The 15840-nt window shown below is 72.6% G+C and carries 17 protein-coding genes; 5 read left to right on the forward strand and 12 right to left on the reverse strand.

Annotated features, from left to right (window positions below):
• Positions 1 to 49 precede the first annotated feature (49 nt).
• Positions 50 to 625 (forward strand): WHG domain-containing protein, encoded by a 576-nt coding sequence (locus tag ACFZDE_RS27300; protein ID WP_391004087.1) that lies wholly within the window; start codon positions 50 to 52, stop codon positions 623 to 625.
• 45 nt (positions 626 to 670) lie between these two features.
• Here ACFZDE_RS27300 and ACFZDE_RS27305 read toward each other — a convergent pair whose 3' ends face one another.
• From ACFZDE_RS27305 to ACFZDE_RS27330, 6 genes are all read right to left on the reverse strand, one after another.
• Positions 671 to 2947, reverse strand: coding sequence for an EAL domain-containing protein (locus ACFZDE_RS27305; protein WP_391204131.1), 2277 nt, complete (start codon positions 2945 to 2947; stop codon positions 671 to 673).
• Between the two features lie 259 nt (positions 2948 to 3206).
• A complete protein-coding gene (gene ligA / locus ACFZDE_RS27310) occupies positions 3207 to 5402 on the reverse strand; it encodes an NAD-dependent DNA ligase LigA (RefSeq protein ID WP_391204134.1) in 2196 nt (731 codons plus the stop codon).
• A gap of 15 nt (positions 5403 to 5417) precedes the next feature.
• A complete protein-coding gene (locus ACFZDE_RS27315) occupies positions 5418 to 6425 on the reverse strand; it encodes a methionine synthase (protein ID WP_391204137.1) in 1008 nt (335 codons plus the stop codon).
• A gap of 30 nt (positions 6426 to 6455) precedes the next feature.
• Positions 6456 to 7154, reverse strand: a complete 699-nt coding sequence (locus ACFZDE_RS27320) for an SDR family oxidoreductase (protein ID WP_391004096.1) — start codon at positions 7152 to 7154, stop codon at positions 6456 to 6458.
• 18 nt (positions 7155 to 7172) lie between these two features.
• On the reverse strand, positions 7173 to 7712 hold the full coding sequence (locus tag ACFZDE_RS27325) for a TIGR00730 family Rossman fold protein (RefSeq protein ID WP_298556435.1): 540 nt from the start codon (positions 7710 to 7712) through the stop codon (positions 7173 to 7175).
• On the reverse strand, positions 7709 to 8512 hold the full coding sequence (locus tag ACFZDE_RS27330; RefSeq protein WP_391204141.1) for a methyltransferase: 804 nt from the start codon (positions 8510 to 8512) through the stop codon (positions 7709 to 7711). The genes ACFZDE_RS27325 and ACFZDE_RS27330 overlap by 4 nt, the downstream gene beginning before the upstream one ends.
• Positions 8513 to 8594: 82 nt before the next feature.
• Here ACFZDE_RS27330 and ACFZDE_RS27335 point away from each other — a divergent pair, with 82 nt between their 5' ends.
• Both ACFZDE_RS27335 and ACFZDE_RS27340 read left to right on the forward strand, forming a co-directional pair.
• Entirely contained in the window at positions 8595 to 8918 is a 324-nt protein-coding gene (locus ACFZDE_RS27335; RefSeq protein WP_391204144.1) for a DUF427 domain-containing protein, read from the forward strand.
• A 61-nt stretch (positions 8919 to 8979) separates the two neighbouring features.
• Entirely contained in the window at positions 8980 to 9762 is a 783-nt protein-coding gene (locus tag ACFZDE_RS27340; RefSeq protein WP_391004105.1) for an alpha/beta fold hydrolase, read from the forward strand.
• Between the two features lie 119 nt (positions 9763 to 9881).
• Here the strand turns inward: ACFZDE_RS27340 and mnmA are convergent, their stop codons facing one another.
• Complete coding sequence (mnmA, locus tag ACFZDE_RS27345; RefSeq protein ID WP_391004107.1) at positions 9882 to 11012, reverse strand: tRNA 2-thiouridine(34) synthase MnmA; 1131 nt, start codon at positions 11010 to 11012, stop codon at positions 9882 to 9884.
• Between the two features lie 60 nt (positions 11013 to 11072).
• Between mnmA and ACFZDE_RS27350 the strand changes: the two genes are divergently transcribed.
• A complete protein-coding gene (locus tag ACFZDE_RS27350) occupies positions 11073 to 11738 on the forward strand; it encodes an N-acetylmuramoyl-L-alanine amidase (protein WP_391004109.1) in 666 nt (221 codons plus the stop codon).
• Positions 11739 to 11758: 20 nt separating this feature from the next.
• Here the strand turns inward: ACFZDE_RS27350 and ACFZDE_RS27355 are convergent, their stop codons facing one another.
• The 3 genes from ACFZDE_RS27355 to ACFZDE_RS27365 form a co-directional block, all read right to left on the reverse strand.
• On the reverse strand, positions 11759 to 12928 hold the full coding sequence (locus ACFZDE_RS27355; protein WP_391004112.1) for an aminotransferase class V-fold PLP-dependent enzyme: 1170 nt from the start codon (positions 12926 to 12928) through the stop codon (positions 11759 to 11761).
• Between the two features lie 140 nt (positions 12929 to 13068).
• A complete protein-coding gene (locus ACFZDE_RS27360; protein ID WP_031103607.1) occupies positions 13069 to 13335 on the reverse strand; it encodes a hypothetical protein in 267 nt (88 codons plus the stop codon).
• Positions 13336 to 13385: 50 nt separating this feature from the next.
• A complete protein-coding gene (locus tag ACFZDE_RS27365; RefSeq protein WP_391004114.1) occupies positions 13386 to 13550 on the reverse strand; it encodes a hypothetical protein in 165 nt (54 codons plus the stop codon).
• Positions 13551 to 13666: 116 nt separating this feature from the next.
• On the opposite strand from ACFZDE_RS27365, the gene ACFZDE_RS27370 reads away from it, so the two are divergent.
• A complete protein-coding gene (locus tag ACFZDE_RS27370; protein WP_391004117.1) occupies positions 13667 to 14305 on the forward strand; it encodes a TetR family transcriptional regulator in 639 nt (212 codons plus the stop codon).
• Positions 14306 to 14444: 139 nt separating this feature from the next.
• Here the strand turns inward: ACFZDE_RS27370 and ACFZDE_RS27375 are convergent, their stop codons facing one another.
• Positions 14445 to 14822 (reverse strand): hypothetical protein, encoded by a 378-nt coding sequence (locus ACFZDE_RS27375; protein ID WP_391204148.1) that lies wholly within the window; start codon positions 14820 to 14822, stop codon positions 14445 to 14447.
• Positions 14823 to 14931: 109 nt separating this feature from the next.
• The gene (locus tag ACFZDE_RS27380; protein ID WP_391004121.1) at positions 14932 to 15786 is read right to left on the reverse strand and encodes an acyl-CoA thioesterase domain-containing protein; all 855 of its coding nucleotides are present in this window, start codon (positions 15784 to 15786) and stop codon (positions 14932 to 14934) included.
• Between the last annotated feature and the right edge of the window lie 54 nt (positions 15787 to 15840).

Consider the following 15840-nt stretch of genomic DNA (forward strand, 5'->3'; position numbering starts at 1 on the left):
GAAGCTAGCAGAGCGACGACAGGAATGCTAGCGCTGCTAGAATCCGACCATGACGATCCAGAAGCGCCGGGAGCGCGAACGAGCGGAGCGCGAGCGGCTGATCGTGACGGCCGCCCGCGAACTGGCGGAGGCGGAGGGCTGGGACGCGGTGACCACGCGCCGACTCGCCGAGGAGATCGAGTACAGCCAGCCGGTCCTCTACAGCCACTTCAAGGGCAAGGGCGCGATCATGGCGGCGGTGGCGGTGCAGGGCTGCGCCGACCTGGCCGAGGAGATGCGGGCGGCGCGCACGGCGGCGGGGAGCCCCCGCGAGGCGCTCGCGGCGGTCGGCGGTGCGTACACCGCCTTCGCCCGGCGGCGGCCCGCTCTCTACGACGTGATCTTCACGCTCGCCGTGGACCTGCCCTTCGCCACCCCCGAGGCGCCGCCCGCCCTCCAGGCCGCCTTCGGCGAACTGCGCCAGGCCGTCTCGCCGATCGCGGCCGACGGCGAGGACACGGACGTACTGACGGAGACGTACTGGGCCGGCCTGCACGGCCTGGTGACCCTGACCCGCAGCGGGCGCCTGCCCGAGGAGGCGCATGAGCGGCGCCTGGCACTGCTGATCGGCCGGTTCATGGGGTGAGCGGCCGGGCGCACGGAGCGCGTCGGGTCTACTGGCGCGTCGGGTCTACTCGTCGGCGGTGGCCGCGGGGAGGGCGGCGCGGGGGCGCTGCCAGCCCCGGGGGCCGCGGGCCAGCAGCCATGCCGTGGTCTCCTCCGGGGGCATCGCCGCCGCGACCAGCCAGCCCTGGACGGCGTCGCAGCCGAGGTCGCGCAGCCGCTCCCAGGTCTCGTCGTCCTCGACACCCTCGGCGACGACGAGCAGACCCAGGGAGTGGGCGAGGTCGACCGTGCAGCGCACGATCTCCGCGTCCTCGGCGTCGACCGCGAGCCGGGCCACGAACGAACGGTCGATCTTCAGCTCGCTGACCGGGAGCCGGCGCAGGTGCACGAGCGAGGAGTAGCCCGTACCGAAGTCGTCGAGGGACATCTTCACGCCGTGCGCGGTCAGTTGGTTGAGGGTGTCGGCAGCGCGCTGCGGGTCCTCCAGGAGGACGTGCTCGGTGATCTCCAGTTGGAGCGCTCCCGCCGGGACGCCGTGCCGGGCCAGCCGGGCGGCGACGGAGCCGGCGAAACCGGGGGTGTGCACATCGCGCGGGGAGACGTTCACCGCGACCGGGACGAACAGGCCCTGCTCCCGCCAGTGCGCGACCTGGCCGAGCGCGGTCTCCAGGACGTACTCGGTGAGGTGGGGCATCAGCCCCGAGGACTCGGCGATCGCTATGAACTCGTCCGGCGGCACCTTCCCCCGCTCGGGGTGCACCCAGCGGACCAGGGCCTCCAGACCCGCCACCTGCCCGTCGAAGCGGACCTTGGGCTGGTAGTGCAGATGCACCTCGTGCGCGTCGAGAGCGCGGCGCAGATCCCCCAGCAGGCCGAGCCGGTCGGGGGTGTTGGAGTCGCGCTTGGACTCATAGACCTCGACACCGGTGCGGTCCCGCTTCGCCTGGTACATCGCCACGTCGGCCCGCCGCAGCAGTCCTTCGGCGTCCAGCGCGTGGTCGGGGAAGACGGCGACTCCCGCGCTGGCCTCCAGGACGAGGGTGAGGCCGTCGAGGTCGAGGGGGGAGCTGAGCGCGGCGACGAGGTTGCGGGCGACCCGGGTCGCGGAGGTCGTGGAGTCGGCGACCGGCAGTAAGACGGCGAACTCGTCCCCGCCGAGCCGGGCCGCCTCCGCCCCGCGCGGCAGCGCCACCCGCAGCCGGTCGGCGATCTGCAACAGCAACCGGTCACCGGCGAGATGACCGAGCGTGTCGTTGACCGACCGGAAGCGGTCGAGGTCGATCAGCATCAGGGCGGCGCGGGCGTTGATCCGCTCCGCGTCGTCCAGAGCCGTCCAGATGCGCTCCAGCAACCACTGACGGTTGGGCAGACCGGTCAGCGGATCGCGCAGCTGCTCCTCGGCCCGGGCCCGGGCGATCCACAGAGTGGAGTCCAGGGCGATCAGCGGGATGGAGAACAGCGGCAGCAGGATCGGCTTGGCCACGGCGACCACGCAGACCAGCGGAGCGATCCCCAGCAGCGCGACCGCGACCAGGCCCTGTCTGACCAGGGCGGTGCGGGCGACGGTGGGCAGCCCGGGGCGCGGGGCGTGCAGGTACCAGAGCAGGACGCGGGTGACCATCAGGTAGGCGACGGCGACCAGGGCCACCTGGGGTGCGGTGGCGAGGGTCCAGGCGGCGGGCTCCGCCGGGGACTCGACGGACGGCACCGTGCCGAAGACGCCCAGCACGAGCGCGCCGGCGCCGATGCCGAGGAGGTCGACCGCGCCGTGCAGCACGCCTTGGCGCCAGCGGTTGCGGCGGGCCACGCCGACCAGCACGACGACCGTGAGGCTGACCATGCCGGCCGGAACCCAGCCGTAGAGCAGCAGGACGGCGAGGGTGAGGGCGGCGCCCGAGCCGGTGCCGCCCCACCAGCGGGAGCGCCCCAGCATGACGAGGTGGCCGACGATGATGCCGGTCAGCACGGCCAGCGACCAGCCGGCCGTGCCCGCCGGGAAGAGCGCGTGGCCGTCGGTGAAGGCGTGGTAGAAGCCGGCGCCCAGGACGAGTCCGGCACCCGCGACGACGGCCGCGGGCAGCGCGGGCCAGGACCGGTGCCGTTGGCCGTCCGTGTCGTCGCCGGTGAGTCCGGGCTGGTGTTCGTTGATCGGCTGTGCCCCGGGGCCGTCCGCGGCGCGCCCCGCACCACCACGTCCGTCCGGGGTGTACTGTCCGACGGCGCGCACCTCCGTACCCGGACGCCCCGCCGGCCGCACGGCCTCACGGACTGCGCGCCAGGCGACCGCCATGCGGCGCAGGCGCAGCCGTGAGCCCGGCACGGCGCTCTCGGTCGGTTCCATTCCCGTCCCTCTCACAGCCGGCGGTGCCCACGCCCCGCGGCCCGGTGCCCGACAACCCTCAGGCGGCCCGCGTCCGAAAACCCTTCCCCGCGCTCTGTGCGAGCACGACGATGCCCCGACCGCAGCTGGGCACGGCAGGCGCACATCTCAACAGTAGGCCGCAGAAGGCTTCCAGGGGCAGCGGTCGCCGACGGTTGCCCGAATGCGCCCCGGCCACCCGTATGCATCTGGTATGCGCCGAACGGGTGGCCTTCAACCGCTACTCCTCGGCCGAAAGGGCGACTTCGGCCGCCGCGTCCGGTCCCCGCTCCAGCAGGACGCCGAAACCGTCCTCGTTCAGGACCGGAACCTTCAGCTGCATCGCCTTGTCGTACTTCGAACCGGGGCTGTCACCCACCACGACGAACGACGTCTTCTTCGAAACCGAGCCGGTCACCTTCGCTCCGCGGCTCTGCAGCGCCTCCTTGGCGCCGTCCCGCGTGAAGTGTTCGAGGGTGCCGGTGACGACGACGGTGAGGCCTTCGAGGGGGCGCGGCCCCTCGTCCTCGCCGGTGCTCTCTTCCTCCATGCGGACGCCCGCGGCCTTCCACTTGCGGATGATGTCGCGGTGCCAGTCCTCGGCGAACCACTGCTTCAGGGAGGCGGCGATGGTCGGCCCGACGCCCTCGGTGCCCGCCAGCTCCTCCTCCGTGGCCTGGTCGATCCGCTCGATCGAGCGGAACTCGCGGGCCAGCGCCTCGGCGGCCACGGGCCCGACGTGACGGATGGACAGGCCGGTGATGACCCGGGCGAGGGGGCGCTCCTTGGCCGCCGCGATGTTCTCCAGCATGGCGAGGGCGTTCTTGCGGGGCTCGCCCTGCTGGTTGGCGAAGATCGTGGCGACCTTCTCCTCGCCGGTCTTCGGGTCGCGCTTGGGCAGCCCGCTGTCCGGGTCGAGGACGTACGCCTTGATGGGCAGCAGCTGCTCGATGGTGAGGTCGAACAGGTCGCCCTCGTCGACCAGGGGCGCCTCCTTCGGCTCCAGCGGGGCGGTGAGGGCCGCCGCCGCCACATAGCCGAAGTGCTCGATGTCCAGCGCCTTGCGGCCGGCCAGGTAGAACAGGCGCTCGCGCAACTGGGCCGGGCAGGTGCGGGCGTTAGGGCAGCGCAGGTCGACGTCGCCCTCCTTCATCGGCCGCAGCGCCGTACCGCACTCGGGGCACTCGCTCGGCATCACGAACTCGCGCTCGCTGCCGTCGCGCAGGTCGGCGACGGGGCCGAGGATCTCCGGGATGACGTCACCGGCCTTGCGCAGCACGACCGTGTCCCCGATGAGGACGCCCTTGGCCTTGACCACGTCCTGGTTGTGGAGCGTGGCGAACTCGACCTCGGAGCCCGCGACCGTGACCGGTTCGACCTGGGCGTAAGGGGTGACCCGGCCGGTGCGGCCCACGCCCACGCGGATGTTGACGAGCTTGGTGTTGACCTCCTCCGGCGCGTACTTGTACGCGATGGCCCAGCGCGGTGCGCGCGAGGTGGAGCCGAGGCGGCCCTGGAGGGGGATCTGGTCGAGCTTGACGACCACGCCGTCGATCTCCCACTCCACGGAGTGGCGGTTCTCGCCGAAGTAGGCGATGAACTCCCGGATGCCGTCCAGGCCGTCGACCACCCGGTTGTGGCCGGAAGTGGGCAGTCCCCAGGACTTCAGCAGGTCGTAGGCCTGGGAGAGGCGGGTGAGGCCGGTGAAGCCCTCCAGGGCGCCGATGCCGTGCACCACCATGTGCAGGGGGCGGGTGGCGGTGACGCGCGGGTCCTTCTGGCGCAGTGAACCGGCCGCCGCGTTGCGCGGGTTGGCGAAGGGCTTGTCGCCGGCCTCGACGAGGCGGGCGTTGAGCTCCTGGAACTTCTCCATCGGGAAGTAGACCTCGCCGCGGATCTCCACGAGGCCGGGGACGGAGTCGCCCTTGAGGCGGTCGGGGATCTCCGCGATCGTCCGCACGTTCGGCGTGATGTCCTCGCCGGTGCGGCCGTCGCCGCGGGTGGCCGCGCGGGTGAGGCGGCCGTGCTCGTAGGTGAGGTTGACCGCGAGGCCGTCGACCTTGAGCTCGCACAGGAAGTGGTAGTCCTGCTCGCCCAGTTCCCTGGCGATGCGCTCCGTCCAGGCGGCCATCTCCTCGTCGTTGAACGTGTTGTCGAGGGACAGCATGCGCTGGCGGTGCTCGACCGCCGTGAACTCCGTCGCGTAGGAGCCGGAGACCTTCTGGGTCGGCGAGTCCGGGGTGCGCAGCTCCGGATACTCCTCCTCCAGCGCCTCCAGGGAACGCAGCAGCTGGTCGAACTCCGCGTCGCTGACGACCGGAGCGTCCTTCACGTAGTAGCGGAAGCGGTGCTCCTCGATCTGCTCCGCGAGGCGCGCGTGCTTCTCCCGTGCCTCGGCGGGCACCGTCGTCGTCTCCGCTTGCTTGTCGCCGGCCACCGTGTCGTCCTCCCGTTACTCTGGGTTGTCCGCGAGGGATCTCGCCGCCCGGGCGCAGTGCGCGAGAGCACTGCGCGCGTACTGCGGGGAGGCCCCCGCGAGTCCGCACGCCGGGGTGACCGTGACCGCCTCCGCGAGAAGCCCCGGAGACAGCCCCAGCCTGCGCCACAGCGTCCTGACACCCATGACGCTACCGGCAGGGTCTGACAATGGGCCCTCCGCGGACGGGACGACACCGGCGAACAGCCGGGTGCCGCCCTCCACGGCCTCCCCGATCACCTCGTCGTCACGCTCGGTGAGCAGCGAGAAGTCGAAGGAGACGGCCGCCGCGCCCGCCCGGCGCAGCAGCGCGAACGGCACGCCGGGAGCGCAGGAGTGGACCACGACCGGGCCGTCGGTGTGCGTGCCGACGAGGTCGCGCAGGGTCTGCTCGACGAGCTGCCGGTCGACGGCCCGGTGGGTGCGGTAGCCGCTGGCGGTCTTCACCTGCCCGCGCAGGACGGCGGTGAGGGACGGCTCGTCGAGCTGGAGGACGAGCTGCGCGCCGGGGATCCGCCGCCGCACCTCGGCGAGATGCAGCCGCAGCCCCTCGGCGAGCGAGGCGGCGAGGTCGCGGCAGGCCCCCGGGTCGGACAGCGCCACCTCACCGCCCCGCAGCTCCAGGTTGGCCGCGAGGGTCCAGGGGCCGACGGCCTGGACCTTCAGCGGCCCCTGGAACTCCTGCGTGAACTCCTCCAGCGCGTCGAGGTCCTCGCCGAGCCAGGAGCGGGCCCGCTTGGTGTCCCGGCCCGGCCGGTCCCCGAGGCGCCACCCGCTGGGCTCCACGCGCGCGTACAGCTCGACGAGCAGGCCGGCGGTCCGCCCGATCATGTCCGCGCCGGGTCCCCGGGCGGGCAGTTCGGGCAGGAAGGGGAAGTCCTCGAAGGTGCCGGTGACGGTCTTGGCGGCCTCTCGGGCGTCGCCGCCCGGCATGGACCCCACGCCGGTGGCCGCGCCGAACCTGAACTGGCTGTTTTCGCTCACCCAAGAAGCCTACGCAGGAGGTTCACCGGGTCAGCGCCCCGGGCGCACCGTCAGGTCGTTGACCTCCGCGTCCCGGGGCAGATCCAGGGCCATGACGATCGTCGTGGCGACGGACTCCGGGTCGATCCAGCGCGCGGCGTCGTACTCCTTGCCCTCCTGCTGGTGGACCTTGGCCTGCATGGGGCTGGCCGTGCGGCCGGGGTAGACGGAGGTGACGCGGACCCCGCTCGCGTGCTCCTCGTGGCGCAGGGAGTCGGCGAGCGCCTTCAGGCCGTGCTTGGAGGCGGCGTAGGCGGACCAGTCGGCGTGGGCGTTGAGGCCGGCGCCGGAGTTGACGAAGAGCACGTGGCCGCGGGCGGCGCGCAGTTGGGGCAGGAAGTGGCGGGTCAGCTCGGCGGGGGCGACCAGGTTGACGTTGAGCTGGTGGCGCCAGGCCTTCGGGGTGAGTTCGCCGACCGGGCCGAGGTCGACGACGCCGGCGATGTGCAGCAGCGAGTCCACGCGGTCCGGCAGCGACTGGTGGGAGAAGGCCCAGGAGAGCCGGTCGGGGTCGGCGAGGTCGCCGACCAGGGTCCGCGCCCCGGGGAACTCGGCCGCCAGCTCCTTGGCGCGGCCCGCGTCGCGCGCGTGCAGCACGAGTTCGTCCCCGCGCGCGTGCAGACGGCGGGCCACGGCCGCGCCGATGCCGGAGCCGGCTCCGGTGATCACATGAGTAGCCATGCCCGCCATGCTCGCATCAGTTCCGGGTCATTCGATGCCCTGGCTCTCCTCCAGGTACGCCAGCGCCCCCACCGGCTCCTCGGCGAAGAACACCAGGTCGGTGAGGGGCCGGGGCAGGAAGCCCTCGGCGTCCATGCGGCGGAACTGTTCCTTCAGGCCGTCGTAGAAGCCCGCCGTGTTGAGCAGGACCACCGGCTTGTCGGTGTGCCCGTGCTTCTTCAGTTCCAGGATCTCGGTCGCCTCGTCGAGCGTGCCCGTGCCGCCGACCATGATCACCACGGCGTCGGCCCTCTCCAGGAGCAGCTTCTTGCGCTCGGCGAGGTCCTTGGCGACGACCATCTCGTCGACGCCCGGGCGGGCCTTGGCCGCGAGGAACTGCACGGAGACGCCGGCCAGCCGGCCGCCCGCCTCCTGCACCCCGTCGGCGACCACCTTCATGAGGCCGACGTCGGAGCCGCCCCACACGAGCGTGTGACCGCCCTTGCCCAGCAGCTCGGCGAACTCCCGCGCGGGAGTGGTGTAGCGCTCGTCGAGGTCGGCGGCGGACAGGAAGACACAGATGTTCATGAGCCCACCGTAGGGGCCCGGTCCGCCGCGACGGTGACCCGCATCTTGGACTGCCGGTGGGGCAGGCGCTCCCAGTCGTCCATGAACCGGGCGTCGAGGCCGTGCCGGGCGGCGAGCTCGGTGAGGGTCCGCGTCCGGTAGTAGAAGTCCTCGTGCAGGACCTGGTGCTCCTCGCCCTCGGTGCGGTCGAAGGTGAAGTCGAAGAACCCGCCGGGCGCGAGGATCCGGCCGACGTGGGCGAAGCACTCCTCGATGACGTGCAGCGGCGAGTGCGAGAAGACGCTGTGCGCGTGCACGACGTCGAAGTGGGCGTCCGGCAGGAAGGCGAAGGTGAGGTCGTCGGCGAGGGCCAGATAGGGCAGTTTGGGCTGGAGCTTCCCGGCGACGAGGGTGTCCTGGGCGGCGAGCAGGATGTGTGGCGAGATGTCGATGCCGTAGTAGTGCCCGGTGTCGAGGTGGTCGATGAACAGGCGCCCGGCGCGCAGGTTGCCGCAGCCGATCTCCAGCATCCGGTGGTGTGGCCGCAGGCCGTGGCCCACCAGGTAGTCGAACTGCATGCGGCCGATCCGCGCCCACTGCTCGCGCGAGGGGTTGTGCCCGACCGCCGCCTCGGCGCTGCGGGCCGCGTCCGAGGCCATGACCGCCCGGTAGTAGGCGATGTGGTCGGGGTGGCGCAGCCGCAGCCAGGCGTCCCGCGCCGCGCGCCGGGCGTGCGCGGGCACGCGCTCCGGGTGGCGCAGCGCGTACCGGACCTGGTGGAGCAGACGGGAGCGGTTTCCGGCCGGTTGCGTGGCGCGCATCGGGGGCCTCCTGCGGCGAGGGAAGAACTCCGCTTCAGCCTGCGCTGTAGCTCAGGAGTCGGCTACCCGAGGAGGGGCGATCGTGACCAGAGGACATCGCATCACCATCGAGCGCGGCGGCGGGCACGTGCGCGTGGTGCACGACGGGCAGGTGCTGGCGGAGAGCGACCGGTCGCTGGTGCTGCGCGAGACGGGCTGTCCCGACCGGTACTACATCCCGCCGGAGGACGTGCGCCTGGACCTGCTGACGCCGTCCGGTACGCAGACGTACTGCCCGTTCAAGGGCACCGCCTCCTACTGGTCGCGGCCGGACGCGGCGGACCTCGTCTGGGCGTATCCGGACCCCAAGCCGGACGTCGCCGAGATCAAGGACCACCTGTGCTTCTACGACGTCGAAGTGTTCTGATCGGCTGACGCGCCGACCGCTTCACCGATGAACACCGCGGCGTGCGGCAGTCTGCGTGAGCATGGACAAGAAGACCCTTTCGCGCGACGGCACCCGCATCGCCTACGAGAGCACCGGCCGCGGTCCCGCGGTCGTCCTGGTGAGCGGGGCCATGTCGACGGGCGGCACCCTGGCGCCGCTCGCCGTGTCGCTCTCGGAGCGTTTCCAGGCCGTGGTGTACGACCGCCGGGGCCGCGGCGCCAGCGCGGACACCGCGCCGTACGCCGTGGAGCGTGAGGTCGAGGACCTGGCCGCGGTGATCGAGGCGGTGGGCGGCGAGGCGTTCCTGTACGGCATCTCCTCGGGCGGGGCGCTGGCGCTTCAGGCAGCGGCGAGCGGGCTGCCGGTACGGCGCGTGGCGGTGTACGAGACGCCGTTCGCGATGTCGGAGGAGGGCGCCAAGGAGCGTGCGCGGTACACGGAGCGGCTGACGGAGGCGCTCGGCGAGGGACGGCGCGGGGACGCGGTCGAGCTGTTCCTGCGGCTGACCGGCCTGGCCGAGGGCGTGATCCAGGGCGCCCGCCAGTCCCCCATGTGGGCCGGTATGGAGACGATGGCCACGAGCCTCGCCTACGACGACGCCGTGATGGGCGACGGCACCGTCCCGCGCTCCAGGCTGGGCTCGGTCGGTGTCCCCGTCCTCGCGGTCGCGGGCGACGCGAGCCCCGGGTGGCTGCGTGAGGCGGCCCGGGCGATCGCGGACACGGTCCCCGAGGGCACGTACCGCACGCTCCAGGGGCAGACGCACATGGTCGAGCCGAATGTGCTGGCGCCGGTGCTGACGGAGTTCTTCAGCCGGGACTGAGCCGGGGGCGCGGGACCACGCGCGCGTGGCGCCGCGCCCCGCCGGGGTCCGGGACGGGTCGGCCACGCCCGCCGTCGCGCGGGGCGGGTCAGGCCACGCCCGCCGTCGCACGGGACGGGTCAGGCCACGCCCGCCGTGGCCCGGGTCGTCGACGCGATCGTCGCCGAGCCCACCACGCGCGTGCCGTCGTACAGCACGATCGCCTGGCCGGGGGCGACGCCGCGGACCGGCTCCGCGAACGACACGCGCAGCTCGCCGTCCACCAGCTCCGCGGTGACCTCGGTCTCGCCGCCGTGGGCGCGCAGCTGGGCCGTGTAGGTGCCGGGGCCGGTGGGGGCGGCGCCGCACCAGCGGGGCTTGACGGCGATCAGGGCGCCGACGTCCAGCGCGGCGGCCGGGCCGACGGTCACCGTGTTGTCCACCGGCGAGATGTCGAGGACGTAGCGCGGCTTGCCGTCGGCGGCGGGGGTGCCGATGCGCAGGCCCTTGCGCTGGCCGATGGTGAAGCCGTACGCGCCCTCGTGGGTGCCGACCTTGGCGCCGGACTCGTCGACGATGTCGCCCTCGGCCTTGCCGAGTCGGTTCGCGAGGAAGCCCTGGGTGTCGCCGTCGGCGATGAAGCAGATGTCGTGCGAGTCGGGCTTCTTGGCCACGGCCAGGCCCCTGCGCTCGGCCTCCGCGCGGATCTCGTCCTTGGTGGTGACGGTGTCGCCGAGCGGGAACATCGCGTGCGCGAGCTGCCGGTCGTCGAGCACGCCGAGGACGTACGACTGGTCCTTGGCCATGTCGGAGGCGCGGTGCAGCTCGCGGATGCCGTCCTCGCGGACGATCACCTGGGCGTAGTGGCCGGTGCAGACCGCGTCGAAGCCCAGCGCGAGCGCCTTGTCGAGGAGGGCGGCGAACTTGATCTTCTCGTTGCAGCGCAGGCACGGGTTGGGGGTGCGGCCGGCCTCGTACTCGGCGACGAAGTCCTCGACGACGTCCTCGCGGAAGCGGTCGGCGAGGTCCCACACGTAGAACGGGATGCCGATGACGTCCGCGGCGCGGCGGGCGTCGCGTGAGTCCTCAATGGTGCAGCAGCCGCGCGCGCCCGTCCGGAAGGATTGAGGGTTGGCGGAGAGCGCGAGGTGGACGCCGGTCACGTCGTGGCCCGCTTCGGCCGCGCGGGCGGCGGCGACGGCGGAGTCGACTCCGCCGGACATGGCGGCCAGGACGCGGAGGGGGCGGGGGCGCTGCGGGGTGTCAGTCATAACCCTTCCAGGGTACGGGGGCGCGGGAACCAGGGCCGCCGGGTATCCGTTGACGATCACATGGGAGAGCGGAAGGCTTCGAGGGACGGCGACCGGAAGGTCGGCCGCCGCGCGCTGCTGATCGGCGGGACGGTGGCCGCGGCGGGCTCCGCCGTGCTCGCCCGGGACGAGCTGGCGCGGCTGTGGTGGCGCACTCCGGGCGTCGAGAAGCCGCGCAAGGAGGGCGAGGTCGACTACGCGGGCGCCCGCTGGGTGGCGGCGTCGGACGCGAACTGGCGGCGCGCGGACCGCCCCGACGACTACGGCATAGACATGGTCGTGGTGCACGTCACACAGGGCAGCTTCGCCAGCGCGGTGAAGGCCTTCCAGGACCCGGGGCACAAGGCGGCGGCGCACTACATCGTCCGGCAGGACGGTCATGTCACGCAGATGATCCGCGAGCTGGACGTGGCCTACCACGCGGGCAACCGTGACTACAACGAACGCAGTGTCGGCATCGAGCACGAGGGTTTCGTGGACCGTCCGCAGGACCTCACGGACGAGATGTACGAGGCCTCGGCCCGTCTCACGGCCCGGATCTGCGCCCGCTACGACATACCCGTCGACCGCGAGCACATCATCGGCCACGTGGAGGTCCCGGGCACGGACCACACGGACCCGGGGCGGCACTGGGACTGGGACAGGTACCTGCGCCTGGTCCGGCGGGCGCGTACGACACCGGCCTGAGTCCGCGGGCTCCCGCGGCCCTAGGTCAGCCCCGCCGCCCTCGCCCGTTCCACCGCCGGGCCGATGGCCTTCGCCAGGGCCTCGACATCGGCCTCGGTGGAGGTGTGGCCCAGGGAGAAGCGCAGGGTGCCACGGGCCAGGTCGGGGTCCGTGCCGGTGGCGAGGAGGACATGGCTGGGCTGGGCGACACCGGCGGTGCAGGCGGAGCCGGTGGAGCACTCGATGCCCTGGGCGTCGAGCAGGAGCAGCAGGGAGTCGCCCTCGCAGCCGGGGAAGGTGAAGTGCGCGTTGGCCGGAAGACGGCCCTCGGGGTCCGGGTCGCCGCCGAGGATCGCGTCCGGGACGGCCGAACGGACCGCGGTGACGAGGGCGTCGCGCAGGGCGCCGATCTCCCGGGCGAACCACTCCCGCTGCTCGGCGGCCAGGCGGCCGGCGACGGCGAAGGAGGCGACGGCGGGCACGTCGAGGGTGCCGGAGCGCACATGGCGCTCCTGGCCGCCGCCGTGCAGGACCGGTACGGGGGTGTGCTCACGGCCGAGGATCAGCGCGCCGATGCCGTAGGGCCCGCCGATCTTGTGGCCCGAGACGGTCATCGCGGCGAGGCCTGAGGCGGCGAAGTCCACCGGAATCTGACCGAAGGCCTGGACGGCGTCCGCGTGCAGCGGGACCGCGAACTCGGCTGCCGCGTCGGCGAGTTCACGCACCGGCAGGATCGTCCCGATCTCGTTGTTCGCCCACATGACGGTGGCGAGGGCCACGTCGTCGGGGTTGCGGGCGATCGCCTCGCGCAGGGCGTCCGGGTGGACGCGGCCGTGGGAGTCGACCGGCAAATACTCGACGGTGGCGCCCTCGTGTTCGCCGAGCCAGTGCACGGCGTCGAGGACGGCGTGGTGCTCGACGGGGCTGGCGAGGACGCGGGTGCGGGCCGGATCGGCGTCGCGGCGTGACCAGTAGAGGCCCTTGACGGCCAGGTTGTCGGCCTCCGTGCCGCCCGAGGTGAAGACGACCTCGCTGGGGCGGGCGCCGAGGGCTTCGGCGAGGATCTCGCGGGCCTCCTCGACGGTGCGGCGGGCCTGCCTGCCGGATGCGTGGAGGGAGGACGCGTTGCCGGTGGCACCCAGCTGGGCGGTGAGCGCCTCTGCCGCCTCCGGGAGCATCGGAGTGGTCGCGGCGTGGTCGAGGTAAGCCATGGTGAGCCCGATTCTACGGCTCCCCTTCGACCGGTCTCAGCCCAAGGTTGGCCGAACCTGAACCGCCGTGCGGCGCGGCGGCGGCCCGTCGTCCCCGGGCCCGGCCGCGGCGTACCGGCGGACGGTGGTCCGACGGCGGCTCAGAAGCTCCACGAGATGGTGCTGTCGAACTCCATGAAGGCCGCGAGGACCAGCAGGTCGGCGACGCCCAGGCCCAGGCCCAGCAGCGCCCGGCCGCGGCGCTCGGTGCCGCGCCACAGGGCGACGCTCGCCAGCACGATGGCGATGGGGCCGAGGAAGAGGTTGAGCACGAGCAGGCCGAGCAGGCCGAGGATGAAGGACGCGACGGCCATGCCGTCGGTGTCACGGATACCGGTGCGGCGCGAGGCCGGAGCGGTGAGCTGCATGATGATCGACTCCCGGGGTCGGATCGGAGGAAGGGTGGACGGCGCCGGCGTCAGTGGGCCTGGGTGTGGCGCCGGCGGCCGCGCTCGCGGAGCGCGAAGATGCCGAGCCAGACGGCGATGACGGCGCCGAGGGCGACGGACAGGGTGAGCGGCGCGTGCGCGACGGTGCCCAGGACGACACCCAGCAGCAGGAGCGCGGCGACGATGAACAGCACGGGTAACAGCCCCCAACGTTTCGGTGAACGGTTGTAGTTACAGTTGTTCACTGACTTCCCAGTCTAACGCCTCTCATGACTTTGCAATTCCAGAGAACAGTTGTTAACTGCATGGCATGAGTCACACCCTCGGCATCCGGCAGGCCCAGAAGCAGAAGACCCGGCAGGCACTCCTGGACGCGGCCCTGGCGCTGCTGGAGGAGCAGAGCCTGAGCAGCCTGGGACTGCGCGAGGTCACCCGCGCCGTCGGTGTCGCGCCGACCGCCTTCTACCGCCACTTCCGCTCCACGGCGGATCTGGGCGTGGCCCTGGTCGAGGAGGCGCTGGGCAGCCTGCACCCGATGATCCGGACGACGGTGTCCACGACGGGCGACCGCGAGGAACGCGTCACGCGCGCCATCGACCTGATCGCCCGTCACGTCGACGGGTACCCCGCCCATGTCCGCTTCATCGCCCGTGAACGGCATGGCGGAGTTCAGCCGGTCCGGGAGGCCATACGGGAGCAACTGGCCCGGTTCGCCCAAGAGGTGAAGGACGAACTCGCCAAGGACCCGGTGTCCGCGGGCTGGAGCGAGGACGACCTGCTGATGCTCGCGCATCTCTACGTCGACCAGATGCTGAGCGCGGCCTCGCTGTTCCTGGAGGCTCTCGAAGGGCCGGAGGAGGAGCGCCCGGAGCGGACCCGGCGGGTCGCGGAGCTGGCGGCCCGCCAGATGCGGCTGATCGGCCTCGGCCGCCTGCACTGGCTGGATTGACAGTTTCGTACGCCGGATCGGCGGTTTCGCGACCACGCACACCACAACGCACGGGGGCGGCGCGCCCGTTCGCCGGACGCCCCGCCCCTGCCGCACCCCGGGCCGACCGGGGCTCACTGCGCCTACCGCGCCTACTCTCCTACTGCTCTTCCTGCTCCTTCTGCTCCTTCTGCGACCGCTGAGGTTGCTGGGACTGCTGCCCCTGACCACCCGCGGCCTGCCCGCCGCCACCCGGCCCGCCGCAGCCGCTGCCCTGGCCGCCGCCCTGACCGCCCCCCGGCGCACCGCTGGGCATCCCCGAGGGCGCCCCGGACGGCATGCCCGTCGGCTCGGCGCCCGCGGAGGCGGCACCCGAAGGCGCCCCGGACGGCGCACCCGAAGGCGCCTGGCAGGCCTGCTTCCCCACCCCTCCCCCGCCGTTCGAGGACGACGACGAGTCGCCCGACCCGCAGGCCGCCAGGGCCAGGGGCGAGAGCGCCAGCAGGGCCACGGCGGGAAGGAGACGCGCACGCTTCATGAGAGACAACTCCAGGGAGGGTGAGGAAGTCCGGAGACCTGAACTCAACCAACCCCGCCTGGGCCTCCCTTGGGACCGCCCTGTGAACCGTCTGTCAACGAGGCGAGGTTCAGCCCAGCCGGGCCCGCGCCAGCTGCCGGGACTGGGCGACCAGCCGGTCCGCGCTGTCCCACACCTCGGCGTCCTCCTCCAGGAAGCCGCCGGCGAGGTTGCGCGTGGTGATCGACACCCGCAGCGGTCCCGGGGCCGGACGGCAGCGGACGTGCACGGTCAGTTCGACGGTCGGCACCCAGCCCTTGAGCCCGATCTCGAAGGCGGTGGGCGGCAGCGCGTCCACCGCGAGCAGCAGGGAGAGCGGATCGGGGTCGCGCCCGTCCTTGAGGCCGAACCAGGCGCGCATCTCGCCCTTGCCGGAGGGCTGCCCGAGGGCCCAGCCCAGGGTCGCCGGGTCGAGCTTGAGCATCAGCCGGTCGGCGATGGCCGAGCTGCCGTCGACCGGGGCGGGTCCGTCCTCCGGGCCGAAGCAGTGCTCCAGCGGCGGGATCGCGGGCGGCCGGGCCGTCGTACGGACGTCGTCGGGCAGGGTGTCCAGGTCGCCGTAGGAGGCGAGGACACGGATGCGTTCCACCTCGCGGCCCTCGTCGTCGTACTGGAGGAGGGAGGCCTGGCCGGTCGACAGGGTGCGGCCGGCGCGGACGACATCCGTGCGGACGACCGCGGGGCCGGGCTGGGACGCGGTCAGGTAGTGCGCCGAGATCGTGAAGGGGTCGGCGTGCGGCAGGGCGTCCGCGAGGGCGCGGCCCAGGACGGCCAGCAGATAACCGCCGTTGACGGCGCTGATGATCGTCCAGCCGGCGGAGAGGTCGATGTCGTAGACGCCGGGCGCGCGGCGGGTGAGCGCGGTGTCGCGGTCGAACTCGCTGTCGCCGATCGTGGCCCGGGCGGCGGTGGCTGCTTCTGGCATGGCTGAACAGTACAAGAACTTACTACTAAGCGGTAGCTTTTCCGTTCGTAGTCA

This window comes from Streptomyces sp. NPDC007929, from assembly GCF_042959065.1.
Classification (GTDB): Bacteria; Actinomycetota; Actinomycetes; order Streptomycetales; family Streptomycetaceae; genus Streptomyces.